The organism is Acidithrix ferrooxidans (genome assembly GCF_000949295.1).
GTDB lineage: Bacteria > Actinomycetota > Acidimicrobiia > Acidimicrobiales > Acidimicrobiaceae > Acidithrix > Acidithrix ferrooxidans.
Map to the genome: position 1 here is coordinate 1 of NZ_JXYS01000083.1, position 15,319 is coordinate 15,319.

At 47.3% G+C, this 15,319-nt stretch carries 8 protein-coding genes; 5 read left to right on the plus strand and 3 right to left on the minus strand.

What is annotated here, in order from left to right; genetic code table 11:
• Window positions 1-783 (plus strand): IS1595-like element ISAxf1 family transposase (locus AXFE_RS13020; protein WP_052606397.1); only part of this gene is annotated, 783 nt, incomplete at its 5' end.
• 288 nt (window positions 784-1,071) lie between these two features.
• Here the strand turns inward: AXFE_RS13020 and AXFE_RS13025 are convergent.
• Entirely contained in the window at window positions 1,072-2,664 is a 1,593-nt protein-coding gene (locus AXFE_RS13025) for an FAD-binding oxidoreductase (RefSeq protein ID WP_052606398.1), read from the minus strand.
• Window positions 2,665-3,509: 845 nt separating this feature from the next.
• Between AXFE_RS13025 and AXFE_RS13030 the strand changes: the two genes are divergently transcribed.
• The 4 genes from AXFE_RS13030 (at window position 3,510) to AXFE_RS13045 (ending at window position 12,155) form a co-directional block, all read left to right on the plus strand.
• Window positions 3,510-7,247 carry a bacteriohemerythrin gene (locus AXFE_RS13030; RefSeq protein ID WP_082058742.1) on the plus strand — a complete coding sequence of 1,246 codons (3,738 nt, stop codon included), beginning with the start codon at window positions 3,510-3,512 and terminating at the stop codon, window positions 7,245-7,247.
• 322 nt (window positions 7,248-7,569) lie between these two features.
• Window positions 7,570-8,541: an alpha/beta hydrolase gene (locus tag AXFE_RS13035; protein ID WP_052606400.1), complete on the plus strand. Its 972-nt coding sequence runs from the start codon at window positions 7,570-7,572 to the stop codon at window positions 8,539-8,541.
• 92 nt (window positions 8,542-8,633) lie between these two features.
• Window positions 8,634-10,565: an alkyl/aryl-sulfatase gene (locus AXFE_RS13040; protein WP_052606401.1), complete on the plus strand. Its 1,932-nt coding sequence runs from the start codon at window positions 8,634-8,636 to the stop codon at window positions 10,563-10,565.
• A gap of 360 nt (window positions 10,566-10,925) precedes the next feature.
• Window positions 10,926-12,155, plus strand: coding sequence for an MFS transporter (locus AXFE_RS13045; protein WP_052606402.1), 1,230 nt, complete (start codon window positions 10,926-10,928; stop codon window positions 12,153-12,155).
• 151 nt (window positions 12,156-12,306) lie between these two features.
• Here AXFE_RS13045 and AXFE_RS13050 read toward each other — a convergent pair whose 3' ends face one another.
• Both AXFE_RS13050 and AXFE_RS13055 read right to left on the minus strand, forming a co-directional pair.
• The gene (locus AXFE_RS13050) at window positions 12,307-13,719 is read right to left on the minus strand and encodes a bifunctional 2-methylcitrate dehydratase/aconitate hydratase (RefSeq protein ID WP_052606403.1); all 1,413 of its coding nucleotides are present in this window, start codon (window positions 13,717-13,719) and stop codon (window positions 12,307-12,309) included.
• Window positions 13,712-14,623, minus strand: a complete 912-nt coding sequence (locus AXFE_RS13055) for an isocitrate lyase/PEP mutase family protein (protein WP_052606404.1) — start codon at window positions 14,621-14,623, stop codon at window positions 13,712-13,714. The genes AXFE_RS13050 and AXFE_RS13055 overlap by 8 nt, the downstream gene beginning before the upstream one ends.
• Window positions 14,624-15,319: the final 696 nt, after the last annotated feature.

The following is a 15,319-nucleotide window of genomic DNA, read 5'->3' on the forward strand; positions in this document are numbered from 1 at the left end:
GCTCCACTTTTTCAATGTAAATCTTGTCACCGTCAAACTAGCGTTACCTCCGGAACCATCTTCCATCGAAGCCATATCTCTTTATCCAAGTGGTTCTCCGCTATCTATCTATTGTCCAACGACAAGCGTGGTCTTTCGGCTACTACCATTGCTAAATTCGTTCAAGTATCTTATTCGACTGGCTGGTTGATGCTAAATAAGCTACGAAAAGCAATGGCTGACCGAAATGGTTTATATAAACTTGGAGGAAACGTCCAGGTAGATGAGTTCTTTTTAGGTGGTGAGAGCCATGGCGAAGGCAGAAGAGGAAAGGGAACAAAACAAACCAATGTCCTAATTGGAGTGTCGATTAGCAATGGTGCTCCTACTCATTGCTTCATGGAAGTAATCAAAGATACCACTGCTAAATCATTCAAAGATGTTTTTATGAGACGTTTAGATTCCGATACCAAGCTGATAAGTGATGGTAACCCAAGTTACGGGGTATGTGCTCGAGACCTTGGACTAGCGCATTCGATCACTCTATCCAAAGACGAACAAGCACATGTAACATTCAAATGGCTCAACATCCTGATAGGGAACTGCAAGAAATTTATCGACGGAACATACCACGGACGTGAGGAACATAAGCAACTTTACCTCGAGGAATTCGCATACCGATTCAACCGAAGGCACTTTGAAATGTCCTTGGTAGAGCGACTTCTCAATACATGTGTGTTTGCGTCTCCACATCCGCTACTCCGCGAATCTGATTCCAAAATGGCTCTTGCTTACGAAACTTGATAAGTATGTTTGAGATCGCCATCACCTGAACATCTGGTTACCTAACACACTGAATATTACTTGAAGGAACTGCTCTAGAAGACAAGGGATTAGGTCACTATACCCAAAATGAGATTTCAGAATCTCAAAAATGACCAAACAGGCTCAACCACAAAGCGAATAGGTCATATTTGGCACTCTGAAACCAGATTTAAGCCATAGACCCTCCGTCAAACCTAAATCAGTTCCAAAAAACCGACTTGGATTCACACCGAGGGGCTCAAGCTGGTCCATTTCTGTGGATTCAGGCTAAATAGCGAGGCTATGATCAGGGATAAGCACTCCTGGGTTCATGATTCCTTTTGGATCGAGCCTATCTTTCATCGCCCGTAAACTCTGTTCGAATAAGGTCGGTATTTGTCTTAGATAGTATGATTGATGGTCGCGACCAACGCTGTGGTGGTGAGTGATAGTACCGCAACTTGCAAGGATTGCTTCACTGGCTACCGACTTTATCTCTTCCCATTGTGCTATTTCGCTATTCGTCTTTGCTGGGGCTATGACGGTGAAGTATGGAGCTGGCCCATCTGGATAGACGTGGGTGATGCGCATGCTAACGTAGCCTCCGCCACAGATTGCATCCAATGCTTTTTTAACTTCGATGGTAACTTTGGAGCGAAGGTTGTCGAAGTTGCTCCATGTGCATGCGGTCTCAAAGGTCTCAACCATAATGCCGAGTGAGATTAGATGATCCCTGAGGTAAGGTGCCTTTAGGAATGATTGCTTCCATAGATTCGCAGAGGTTGATGAGGCAGAGGTTGGCTTTTGGAATTTGCCGGTGTGAGATGCCAGAATCTCTGTCGCTTGGCTCATTAAGCCTTGTGTCGGTAGGTCTTTTGACTCGAATCCAACTAAGACAATTGTATCTCCAGAGGAGTCTCCGATTGAAATTGCAGCTTCGATTGGGTCGAGCAGTCGAAGATTCGACGGATTTAAACCGCTCTGTGAAAGTTGTTTCAGCGCTGATATTGCGTCTTCGAAGCGCGAGAATGATGCTGACTCTACCGATTTAAATTGGGGACGATCTTGAAGGCGCATCCATGCCTGGGTTATTATCCCAAAGGCGCCTTCAGAGCCCAGTATGAGCCTTTCGGGTTGTGGTCCCGCGCCACTAGCAGGGAATCTTAGAGTGGAGAGTCGGCCGGCTGGTGTGATGAGGTCGATGGCCTCTACGAAGTCATCTATGTGGGTGTAAAGAGTTGCATAGTGGCCACCCGCCCGTGTGGCAATCCATCCACCTAAAGTTGAAAACTCAAATGACTGGGGAAAGTGCCGTAATGTTAGCCCGTTTGGACGCAACTCGTCTTCTAACTTTGGACCAAAGATGCCGGCTTGAATCTTTGCCGATCTGGATTCTAAGTCGATCTCAAGTACTTTGTTCATCGATGACATGTCAATAACCAAGGTGCGTTTGAACCTTCCCTCGGTGCTGGGTTCGACGCCTCCTGTGACGGAGCTACCTCCTCCAAAGGGTATTACGGCTACCTCACAGCTTTCAGCCCAATCGAGGAGTTGTACAATCTCGTTTTCGTTTCGTGGGTATGAAACTATATCGGGCGGATTTTCGTACTGGCCGCGGAAGCCTCGTATAAGATCTTTGTAGCTCTTTCCGTATGAATGAGTAATACGACTTAGAGGGTCGTTTCGCGAAGGTATCGTAATTGAACTGGCCAATTCAACCCGGGGCTTGCGAAGATGGATCTCTCCAATCTCGGTTGGATCTTGGCGATTCATCGAGTCCGCGCCAAAGGAAGCAATGAGCATCTGGGTGACTTGGTTTCGGGCTGCCTTGGAGAGACCCTCGTCACTGTTTCCCCATCCCCACCAAGATCTATTGCTCATTTTATGATTCTAATCCACCGTGGATATTGAAAGTGAGTCAAACCTAACACCATATAAAATTGCATTACCAAGCCAGAGTCGGTTGGTCAGAGATATCTTTGAATGGGTGTATCTCTTTCGGAAATACTCATAAAAATTAATTGAATACTAAAAATATAGAATCCCACTCGCGCCACATTAGATTCGATAATAAGAAATCCACTTCATGATTAGTCTTGGGAAATTCCTTGCTTGTATTGAGGAACATTGTGTTGATTTGCCCCGTGCTGTCGCCTTGGTGGTTGTAGGAGATTTATGGTTGAGGCGCTTTGGGGGAATTGATAGGATTTTTCTCGCGCTAAAACCTCCTAGTTGTAGATCTTTGAGCCAAGCACGAGTCAGCCGTTAGGGATTTGGTCCTAAACCTGAGAAATTTTCTTCTTCGTGATAGGGCGGTTTCTCACCGTTTGTCGTGGGATTTGAAACCTTGTTTGGGCAGAATTATGGTTCTTCATCAAGGTCAACTTGGGTGACTTGAAAATTGGTACGCCTTGATCACTGGGGAGCTGGGGAGCTGGGGAGCTGGGGAGCTGGGGAGCTGGGGAGCTGGGCCCATCTTTTTGACATCGTCGGTTTCGCAATACTTAATAGTTTCTTTTGAAGACTTGAGATGATTTATGTGCAAGAATTAGCCTTACTAAGCATGAGATAGGTTTAGGCATGGGTGCTTCGTTGACGATAGTTACTTAGGAGAAGGCAGTGGCATTGTTGGTTAAGTTCTTTGCAGTAGAGTGGTGCGGCGTTGAATTGGATTTAAATGAAGTTAGCGGAGATGCCCATAACCCCAATTAGCAGGGAGGGGTGCGTTGAGTTTGGATAGTAGGAGCCGGTCAAATGATGACTCAAACTCCGATGGAATAAATGTTCGGGATGGATACATATCTGGTCAGCTTCTTTGGAGCAAACAGCTGTTATGCGGGCTAGATATAGTTGATGATCAGCATATGCGGTTGGTGGCTATCTTCAATGAGCTTGCAGCATGCCTTGAGAGATCTTCCTATTACGCGGAGCTAAAAGAGATTTTGGTGCGGCTTGTTGAATACACTCGGTACCACTTTGGCGCTGAGGAAGAACTTATGGTCCGGTTTCGTTTGCCAGATGAAGACTGCAGGTCTCATATGCAGGCCCATCGTAATTTTGTTCAATTTCTTGAGCGGGCCCAAGACTTCGCGCAAATTAATCCCCGTGAGGTGATTCTGAATCTCACCTCGTTTTTAGCGCAATGGCTCCTGCATCATATTATGGAGGTGGATTCCCGTATGACACGCCAGATTCGCGATTGCCAAGAAGGCAATGGCGAGGGAGACCTCTCAACGGATCGGGAAAATTCCGCCAAGGACCTTCTCGTAGACTCTGTAAGTGCGCTAAACGACACTTTGGGGTGGCGTACCTTCGAGGTGATGGAGTTAAACCTCAAACTCGAAGAAGAGATTCAAAAGAGCAAGAGACTGGTTTTGCTAACGCGCCTTTTAGCCGAGGTGAATTCTGCCGTGGTAAGGGCCAACGACGAGGCGGAATTACTAGGTCAGGTGTGTAGTTTGGTGGTTGATATTCTTGGCATGAAGTCAGCTCTTATCGTTGCTGAAGCCAATGAAAATGGTGTCGAGGTCGTCGCTAGGGCCGGATCTTCAGGAACGGGGCAATATCTGAGATTTCTTGACCTCGCTTCGTCCACGTTCATCGAAAGAGGCAGTTCTCTAGATGACCAATTGACCGTTGGGGATGGACAACTCAATAGAACCTCCAATTGGGAGATCGAGGTCGACCCAAAGCATTCAAATGGCCAAAAGCCATTCGAACAAGATGTCTTTAGTGTGCCTATAAGCCGTGATGGGCAACAGTGGGGGTCGCTATTGATTCTGGATTCTCCTAGCACCTTCAGACAGGATCAATTTAGTGAGTTATTGAATGAAGTTGCTAAGAGCCTCTCTAATGGCCTTGAGCGAGTTGATAGGGTGAATAGGGAACATCGGATGCATCGTCAAATTGAGCATCTAGCACTGCATGATCCACTGACCGGGTTGGCTAATCGCCTGCGGTTGGAAGTATTTCTTGAAGATGCACTCGAAAAGGCTGAAATAGTTGAATCAACGGTCGGTGTTGGCATGCTTGACCTCGATGATTTCAAGCTCGTAAATGATTGCTGGGGCCATCATGCCGGAGATGTCGTTTTAAGGGAGTTTGCCCGTCGAATTCAGATGAGGTTGCGCGATGATGATTTGGTTGCACGACTCGGTGGTGACGAGTTTGTAGTCGTTTTTCGAGGTATTGATCGTACGCGACTCAAGGAGAATTTGGACGCTATTATGGCGCGTCTTCATGAGGCCGTAGAAGCTCCATTTGAGGTATCGCCTGGGTGCTTTGTCAATCTTGCCATGAGCCTTGGGGTTGCGCTCTACCCATTTGAGGCTCGAGATGGCGATATGCTTATGCGCAAAGCCGATCTGTCTCTCTATCGTTCCAAAGAGGCAAAAGGTTCGCGGCACTCGTGGTGGCGAATGGCTGGGGGGACAGATGATGAAAACGACGATGACCCCACTTACGGCAGTGAAATCGTTGGACTCTTAGAAAGAGCTCACAGATATATTGAGGTAGCAGCTACTGAATTTGTGGAAGAGTTTTATGGTGGTTTGCTTCAAGAGAGTGATGCGAATTCGATATTTTCTACATTAACCGTCGAGGAGATGCATGCTCTAAAGAAGATCCAAGCTAGCCATCTTCAATTTTTGCTTTCACCTAAGACGACGCGTTTGGATATTGAAGAGTCAGCCAAAAGGATTGGAGGGGTCCATGCATTGATTGGAAGCGATAGCTCTACCTTGATGAGGTCAGTTTCGATGTACCGTAGCCTACTTAATGGACATTTAGGAGTCGCTCCATTTGATTCACGTGATCGGTATCGTCTGTTATTAGCCTCTGAGATGCGACTTCACGAAGATGCACAGGTGCAATTGCGTTCGATGGAAGAGACGATCGGTTCGTACCGCCTATTCCTCAGTAGGGAAATTTCCAATGACTACACTGAATGGAATATTATTCGTGATTCTGAACTCGAAAGGCTAAGCGGTCTTCCGGGAATAGTTGGCGTAGCGCTTTGGAAATTGGACTCCGAAGGGGAGTTTCGCCTTGAGGTGCTAGCCTCTGCCCAAAATCACGATGAATCCAAAGGCGATAGCGGATCCCTTCACGCTAATCTATTTAGGTTTATGGGCGAAAGAGAGTTACTGTCTCGATCGTGGCATACCGAGACGATTGTCACGACTTCGAACGCTCAAGCTCTGGTTCCATTAGGAGAGGGTACGAAAAAGGCTCGGGGTGGGGCGATTAGGTGTGTTACATTTGTTCCGATATTTGATGAAAATAAACGGATAGTCTCTCTTGTGGAGATCTATGGAGCTTTTCCAAATCAGTTTGCTTCCAAGGCACTATCTCCATTCGTCCAGGGCATCCAGGTTCGAATCGGCGAGTTACATCGAAAATGTAATTTAAACGCTTTACGAGTCGTTGGGAATGAGATTGGATTCAAATACCGTCAGACGCTATTTTCCGGTGGCCTGCAGATGTATATGCAGCCAATTGTGAATCTTGCTACTGGCGAAGTCGAGAAGTTCGAGGCTCTCGCCAGGTTGAAGACCGACGACGGGACGATTATCGATCCCGATGGTTTTTTAGGGCTACTAGGTGGAGTGGAACTGGATCGTCTCTTTCGTCAAGGTTTGGACCAGACCCTCGATCGCCTCAAGGAATGGGACAGCTTGGGTATGAAGTTTGACATTTCGGTCAATCTTCCCCCTTCGGTTCTATCGGACGAGGAATGTCCAAACTGGGTTCAAGGTGCTCTAGAGCATAGGGGGGTGGATGCTGGTCGTTTATATCTAGAGCTTCTTGAGACTCAAGAGATCTCTGAGGATTCACAAAATAAATCGATTGCGCGCCTGGTCGAGATGGGCGTGAAGTTGGCAATCGACGACTTGGGGTCTGGTTATGGAAGTTTGCTTCGTCTTTCCACATTGCCATTTGCAACTATCAAGGTGGATCGCGAGGTCCTAAATCAGCTATACAAGTCGCCACTACAGACACTTAGCCTGATGGAGATGTTGATCAATCTGGGGCGAGATTTCGGGCGTGACGTAGTTATGGAAGGGTTGGAAGATCTTGGTATGGTTGAGGCTGCCAAATTCCTTGGTGCTCCTTATGGACAAGGGTATTACTTTGCGCGACCGATGGCCGGTGACATGGTAGGCAATTGGTTTAAAGACTATTCTCGCAGGTCTCCATCAAAGAACGCAATCCAGACTGACTTGGGAGCGTTGGCATATTTTGTAAGTAAGGCTCATAAGGCGAGTCAATTCGACAAAGATGACTTCTCTGAATGCCTGCTAGTGCCTTATCTGGAGAGCCGCTTATATGGAGATGGGGCTTTGGTGGATCTGCATAAAAGGGTCCATGGCGAAGGCCTGAATGGAGATGCCCATCGGGTTCTCCTTGAATCCTTGGTGGTACGAGTTCTCGCCGTTACCCAAGGCGACCTGATTAAATCTTAGGACTCCGACGATTCTTGTTAGCGAATTTGGAAATTCTTTTTTGTCCAAAGACCCTGATGGCCGATCTTGTCGGGCACATTCAAGTCTTCAATTGTCATTGAGGCTTTTCAGGTAAATTCGCTATGTACATATACCTAATTCTTGGGTGTAGGTACATAGCACGCAGTAGCTTTTTGTCAGGATCTCTAGGGATAGTACAAGCGAATCCTCTACTTTTTGGAAAGAATTTTTCGCAAGAGTCAATTATCAAATGACTCAAGGATTTCCGAGGGCTATAGTGGTCGCTGATTTGATTTAACGGGTATTTAGAAAGCAGGCTAATTTGAGTGACCTCTCGCATCCGGCGCCACCTTTTGATCCAGAGCTGGCAGCCGCACTGGCAGCCGCAGGTGATTTGATCCCATCCACAATTACTCCCGAAATGATTCCGATCTTTCGCGCAAACCCAATGTCTGTTCCGATCGAAGACCTTCTAGTCGATCGAAGCGTTGTGTTCACTGAAACTTTGGTGCCCGGATTTAACGGCGATCCAGAGGTTCTTGTGACAATTTTTTCAAGGAGCGATCACATCCCCGGAGGACCTGGCATCTTTTATATTCACGGTGGCGGAATGGTCATAGGAGATCGATTTGTAGGAATAGGCAATGTTTTGGATTTTGTTGAGCACTTCGATGCTATTGCCATAACCGTTGAATACAGACTTGCTCCGGAAAACCCAGATCCAGCGCCTGTTCATGACTGCTATGCCGGGTTAACCTGGATGGCCCATAACGCCTCTGAGCTGGGTTTTGACCCGGATCGACTGTTGGTTGCTGGTGGGAGCGCCGGTGGTGGATTGGCAGCTGGTGTCGCACTTATGGCTCGCGATAGGTCCGGTCCGAAGCTTTGTGGACAGCTACTGCTCTATCCGATGCTAGATGATCGGAACGAGACGATTTCGAGCCACCAAATTGACGGAATTGGGATTTGGGATCGAGGTAGCAACGATACCGGGTGGAATGCCCTTCTTGGCGATCGAAGGGGTAGTGATGAGGTCTCGATCTATGCAGCACCTGGACGCGCAAGCGATTTGGGAAATTTACCAGCAACTTACATCGAGGTAGGCTCTGCTGAGGTTTTCCGAGACGAAGACGTCAATTACGCAATGAGAATCTGGGCCCATGGAGGAGTCGCTGAGTTGCACGTTTGGCCTGGTGGCTTTCATGCATGTGATGGATTTGCTCCAGACTCCCGAATCGCCAAACTCATGATTCAATCAAGGCTTCGATGGTTGGAGAACCTTTTCAAGGGGTGAAACTAGATCTTTCCCTAATTTTTGGTGGTTTTAGGTTTGTGAGGGTAGTCCTAAGCGCTCTACCTTCTACTTAGTAATGAATGTGAGATATTTTGAGTGCAAATGTTCCGTCCGTAAATAGCGAGACGGGTAGAACCTATGCGTCAAACTTTACCCGCAGCGCAAATGAAGAATTTGCCAGCAAGCTCAGTTTGGATGATCAAAGAGATTTTGAGAGGGCAACTAGGGGAAGAATTGACTCGCTTGACTCGTTGATGGTCTTTCACGATCAATCTATCGGACGCATTGTATGGGACATGGATGCATACAGGTTTGTTGAAGGGGAAGCGCCAGATACTGTCAATCCGAGTCTCTGGCGTCAAGCCAAGTTGAATGGGATTTACGGGCTTTTTAAAGTAACGGAACGTATCTATCAGGTCCGGGGCTTTGATATCTCGAATATTAGTTTTATCGAAGGAGATTCGGGATGGATCGTTATCGATCCGTTGACCTCAAGTGAGACTGCCCGAGCGGCAATGGCTTTGGTCGAGAGCGAACTAGGGGCCAAGCCGATAAAGGCAATCATCTACACCCATAGTCATGCGGATCATTTTATGGGCGTTTGCGGGGTAGCATCTCGCCAAGAGATCGCGCAAGAATCTATTCCGATCATTGCTCCGATCGGTTTCATGGAGGCAGCGGTCTTTGAGAATGTCATCGCAGGCAACGCGATGTTGCGACGTGCTTCATATATGTATGGCAACATCCTTGATAAAGGGCCCGATGGACAGATCGACTGTGGGCTGGGCAAGAGCGTTCCCAGCGGAAATATAAGTCTGGTAGCTCCTAGCGTTCTTATCTCGCAGACCGGGCAGGAGCTCTCCATCGATGGTGTGAGGATCGTATTTCAGTACACTCCCGACTCTGAAGCTCCAGCAGAGATGGCTCTCTTTTTCCCAGAACTCGAAGCCCTTTGTATGGCCGAGAACTGTAGTGGCGTTATGCATAACGTCTATACGCCTAGAGGGGCGCAGGTGCGCGACAGCCTAGCTTGGTCGAAGTACATAAACGAAGCCCTTGAACTCTTTGGACGAAGGGTAAACGTGCTCTTCAACAGTCACAATTGGCCCCATTTTGGGCAGGACGATTTGGTTGAATATCTAAAGTGTCAGCGTGATACCTATCGCTTTATTCATGATCAGACCATGCGCCTAGCCAATCATGGATTTACGCCTTTGGAGATTGCTGAGAAGCTTGAGCTTCCCGACAGCCTTGCCAAGGAGTTTTCTAATCGAGGATATTATGGCACGCTAAGTCACAACTCTAAGGCGGTCTATCAGAAATATTTAGGATTTTTTGATGGCAATCCCTCCAATCTCAATCCTCTTCCGCCAAGCGAGGCTGGTGAGGCCTATGTTGAATATATGGGTGGAGCTGCGGCCCTACTAGAACGAGCACAGCGCGACTATGGCCTTGGAAAATATAGGTGGGTCAGCCAAGTCTTGACTCATTTGGTCTTTAGCGAACCAGAGAATATCGCTGCCCGTCAACTTCTTGCTTCGACATATGAGCAGCTTGCTTATCAGGCTGAATCTGGTCCCTGGCGTAACTTCTACCTTTGTGGAGCGCTAGAGCTTCGCTCGGAGGTCTCATTTGTTCCCACGGCCCGACCTGGGGCAAATTTTGAAGTTCTCTCTTCGATGTCTATCGATATGATCTTTGATCTTTTTGGAGTCCGTCTCAATGGTCCAAATGCGCAGGGGCGCAATATGGCTATAAATTGGGACTTTCCTGATACCGGCGAGAAGTGGGTCCTGTGGTTAGAAAATAGTGCGCTTAGTTACCTAGGCCGCCATGATCTCGAGGCTACAGCTACCATTCGATTAGATCGCCATGTGCTGGATCTGGTCCTTAGCCAAAAGCTTGCCATGATCGATGCTATAGGTTCCAAGCAGGTAATCATAGATGGCGACGTTGGCGCATTGATTGACTTTTTTAGCCTTTTGGACAACTTCGAAGTGGACTTTAATATCGCACTGCCTTAGCGGGCGCTTGAGAGAGTCTCTTCGTGCCACTAGGGGCTGCCTCTGTGTGTGAACAGCCTTTTGTTCATAAATGGCGTTTTCCGGGTTTGTTAGGTTTATCAAGGATAGAATCAGAAGAGAGCTCTTTGGCGCAGTTGCCACTTTTGAAGATCACTTTATTATCGTAGTTTTTGTAACTTGAAAATTAAGGTGTTTAGTTGGCAGGCCTTCGAGAAAGCCAACTCATTTGGTTTGCCCTTTGGGGAAGAGTCGAATTTTTAGCCTCTCACCTCGGCGGATTTGTTCAAGGTGGTGCAACTTTGTCGATAAAATCTGCTAGGAGATAGGTCTGCGATTTGACAAATATAGTCCGGAGAACGATTGACTGGAAAGAATAGCGATTCGAAGTTAGCGTCATTGTTAAAGATCGGCCGGCCGGCACAGCGCCTGCTTGCTAGCTCTGGTCTTGTCTTTGGTGGTTTTGCGACATCGACGGTCTTTGTCTCGCTGTTCTTTTATGTGGCCAGTGGAAGCGTAGATGAGATGGCCCTCTATGGGCTGGGGCGATATGTCGGCCTTATTATCATATCGGGGATAATCGTTAAGGTTTTTCCGCAAAGTTCACCCAGGCAGCTCTTTCGGATCGGCTTAATTTTGACGGCAGCCTTCTATCTCCTCATTATCGTACTGAGGACAAGTGCGGTTGGTTTGGTCGTGCCACTCGGGTTATTCAATGGAGCTGCTGCTGGGATCTACTGGTTTGGCAATAACACATTGGCTTTTGACGTCCTTAGTCCAGATGAGCGAAGCCACTACTATGGTTTGAGCTTCGCAATTATGAGCATTCTCAATGTGGCGATGCCCTTGGCTGGGGGATTGATAATCTCGCGTGTTGGCGGTGAACTTGGCTATGTCTGTGTCTTTGGGGTTTCATTAGTGAGCTTTTGTCTAGCATGGTGGACCTCGCGAAAGTTGCAAACTAGCACCGGGGTTGGAGCAGTTTCAATGCGTCATGCTCTAATCGTCCCACCCCGCCAAAGAGGCTGGAGCTTTATTTGGATCGCAATCGCCCTTCACGGATTCAAACAGGGCGGTGCAGATCTGGGGATGATTGTTTTGGTCGAACTTGCAACACACAGCTCAAGTGATCAGGGTATCTATGTCTCAATCGCTTCGCTAGCCGGAGTTGCTAGTTCAGTTATTGCTGGGCGCTTGCCGCCCTTAGTTAGAGGCAGGACAATGTGGATTGGAGCCCTTGGATACGGGATGGCTCTGATCTTATTATTATTTGGGGCTAACTTCGCCATTTTGTTGGTTTATGGACTCGTTTCAGGCTTTGCCTATCCGGGCCTTATGGTCTCTTTGTCGAGTGTTGTCTTGGACGTTATAGCTTCCGATCCGTCCGCAGCGCAACTGAGGGGCGAGTATGTGCTCTCTCGAGAGATAGCGACCAACGTAGGCCGTATCGTCGCCATCTCGCTTCTTATCGGTCTCATGTGGTTTTTGAGTGTGACGGCTTCAATCTTGGTCGTGCTCTGTGTGGCAGCAATCTTTCAGCTTGTGGCGGCATTTTTAGGTAGACATGCTTCACACTCGCTCCGGTTGGCTTAATTTTTGGTACCTTCGGTGAAACTATTTAAGAAGGTTTCGGGATCGAATAGACCATTTGTAATAGTGTTTTTTTGACGGTATTTTTCGTACACTTTGCCTTCAATGATAAATCGAACAGATACTCCTTTGATCTATTTTGATCTATTTTGATCTACGGCTCTAGCATGTCAAAAAGAGTGGCTAGAGACGTTGACAATAGGGCATCTTTATCGTTAAATAGTTCGACAACCTGGTCGATTTTGGTATTCGAAAGTTGACCTTGGGCATTTTGGCGAAACTTTTTTACTATCTCCATCATTGTGTCCTTAGAGCGCTTGGGATGCCCGAGTGGATATTGTATTTCGATTCGATCGGTCGATGTGTGATCTTTGAAGGTGACTGAGATTGCGTTTGCTACAGATCTCTTTGTAGGGTCTAGATAGTCAAGCGAGAAGTTTAGATTTTCACTAACCACCATTTTTTCCCTAATGCCATCGAGATCGAGTATTTTTGCCGATTCGTTCTCATAGTCGCGATAGGTCAGTGACCCCTTTGTAAGACCAACTGCAACGATGTACTCTAATGAGTGGTCTCGGTCCGCTTCATTGTTCAGAGGACCCGTCTTGGAGATGATTTTCAGAGCGGAGTCGTGAGTTTCGATAAAGATCTTATCTATCTCGTCTATTCTGTCTCTTACTTGATCATGAAGGGCGATGGCCGCCTCTAGTGCGCTTTGAGCATGGTATTCGCAGGGGTATGGGATTTTGAATAGGATATTTCTAATCACATATTCCCCAAGTGGCTGTGCCAGAGTTATAGTTTCACCACCGCAGAAGGTATCTTGGAACCCCCATTTAGGCGTACTTAGTGCGCTTGGGTAGCCCTCTTCGCCAGCTAGGGTCAAAAGCGCCAACGTAACTCCTCGGGCGCTGGCATCGGGTGCAGCCCAGGACTTTCTAGATCCTGTGTTGGGTGAATGGCGATAGCATCTCAGCGACATTCCATCGACAAAAGCTTGGGATATGGCAGCTTGGACCTCTTGGATTGTGCCGCCTAGGATGTGGGTTACAACGGCGGTACTGCTAATTCGTACGTATGTTGAGTGATCGTATCCGCTTGCATTTAGTGAATACGAAAGTGACAGTACCCCCTGGATCTCATAGGCCCGAATCATCGAATCGAGGAGGGTAGAAATCGTAACGCCGTCTTTGTCTTTTGCTAGGGGGCCTTTCTTTGATAGCATTAGTGCACTTAGGATCGCGCCCAAGTTATCTGATGGATGTCCCCACTCCAATCCAAGGAAGGTGTCATTAAAGTCGAGCCAGCGCACAAGGACACTGTTGTTGAAGGCGCCTTTTGCGGGATCTACCCTTCTACGACCGCCAATCACTCGAATCTCACCGCAGTTGGCTTCGGAATCATCTCCGATTAACGTCGTGCACTTCATCACCTCGCGGGATAAGAGAGCGCATCCAAGTGCGTCCAATAGAGCCGCAGCGGCATTATCTATCGCATATTGAGATGGGCTAAAGTCGCTCACGACATAGGAGGCAATCTCATGGATCAGTGGGTCGTAGTTATTCATTTATAGCACCTTTTGTTGTTTTGAAGGTGTATTTCTCTTCGAGTGAGTCGTAAAAGTCTTTGTCGACTAAGTGTTGGCGTTCGTCCCAGTGGGCTATTCGCACCTTGTCGGTTTTGAGCTCCCCATATTTCATCAATGATGAAAGTACATCTCTGGTTCCAGCTATTGCTCCTTGTAATGAGGCATTTGCATAAAGGACAATTGCATAATCTCCAAGTTGGTCCAAAGCCAAGATGGGGGTTTTGCCGCCTTCCACAATGTTTATCAAAAGTGGGACTCCCGGGAGTAGCTTTGGCACCTTTCTGATTTGGTCGATGGTTGTGATAGCTTCAATAAATATGACGTCAGCACCAGCTTCATAGAAGTGCTTGGCCCTTTTTATCGCACTGTCTAGGCCAAGGCTTGCTCCTGCATCAGTGCGAGCGATTATCAGGAGGTTTTCATCTTCTCGAGCATCGATAGCCGCCGTTATCTTTATGACGGCCTCTTCTTCGGAGATGACTGATTTGTTAGAGAAGTGGCCACATTTTTTTGGAAATGTCTGATCCTCAATTTGAATTGCACTTACACCGGCGCGCTCAAGTGCCCTCACGCAGCGTTGCAGGTTTATGGAATTGCCAAAACCGCTGTCGCAATCGACGACGACTGGGATCGCCACCGAGTCCACAATAGCCTGTGCGTGGGATAGCAACTGGTCGAAGGTGACAAGTCCTATGTCTGGCACCCCAAGGAAAGTGTTTGCGATCCCGGCGCCACTTACATAAACGGCGTCAAATCCAATTTGCTCGATGAGTTTTGCGGTAAGTGCATTGGCGGCACCAGGAAGGACAAGTGGATTTTTCTCTTCCAGTAGGCGGGTTTTGAGTTGCCTTCTGAGATCGTAGGCTTTAAATCCTGTGTTCATTGTTTCCTCTGATTTTTAGTGGTCGTCTTCTTGGCACTAGCTGGCCTTTTAGTCCTTTTGTCCCAGATTACTTCTATTTATAAGGCGAAGGTGCATCTCGTATGTATATTCAAAGTTTGCAACCAGTAACGATCATGAGGTGCTGCGTGAAGTCTTGTTGTTATCTTTGGGTCGTAGCGTTTTCTTAACTATGACAAAGAGAGATAGAAATTTGGTCTTTGTCATTTTGGAATTGTCTTGAAAGGCAGTCAATCCGGCGTAATCCAGAGCGAAGTTGGACGTCATAGGTCAAGGTGGCGCAAGGAAAATCGTTCATTGTGATTTAGCTTCGACATGTCATCACGATACGGTATCTGACTTTCATGGCGTTAGTCCACAAATGCGCGATTGCATTCCTTTTACAATTGGGTCAATTGGTAGGGGGTGGTTGACTTTAGAGGGATTTTGCTAAATTTTCTCAATTGGCGATACTTCGAGGTTCATCATGGAGGTCAAACGTTTGCGTCAATCGCCTTTAAAGACTTTTGAGTCTCTACTCAAAAGCCCTTTTGGCCAAGTAGAGTTGTAGTCAGACCAGCTTGAAAGCGATCAATAGGGCAGTTCGATAGTTGATAATTGTCAGCATTGTGAAGTTTTTGAGTAAGGCTGATCTCGGTGGTTATAATTTTATTTTTGTAATTGGCAATTCCGGATGTT

Bases quoted from the DNA above. Each gene is read 5' to 3' on its own strand.
- AXFE_RS13050 (WP_052606403.1), bottom strand. From the start codon at position 13,719: ATGAATAACTACGACCCACTGATCCATGAGATTGCCTCCTATGTCGTG.
- AXFE_RS13025 (WP_052606398.1), bottom strand. From the start codon at position 2,664: ATGAGCAATAGATCTTGGTGGGGATGGGGAAACAGTGACGAGGGTCTC.
- AXFE_RS13055 (WP_052606404.1), bottom strand. From the start codon at position 14,623: ATGAACACAGGATTTAAAGCCTACGATCTCAGAAGGCAACTCAAAACC.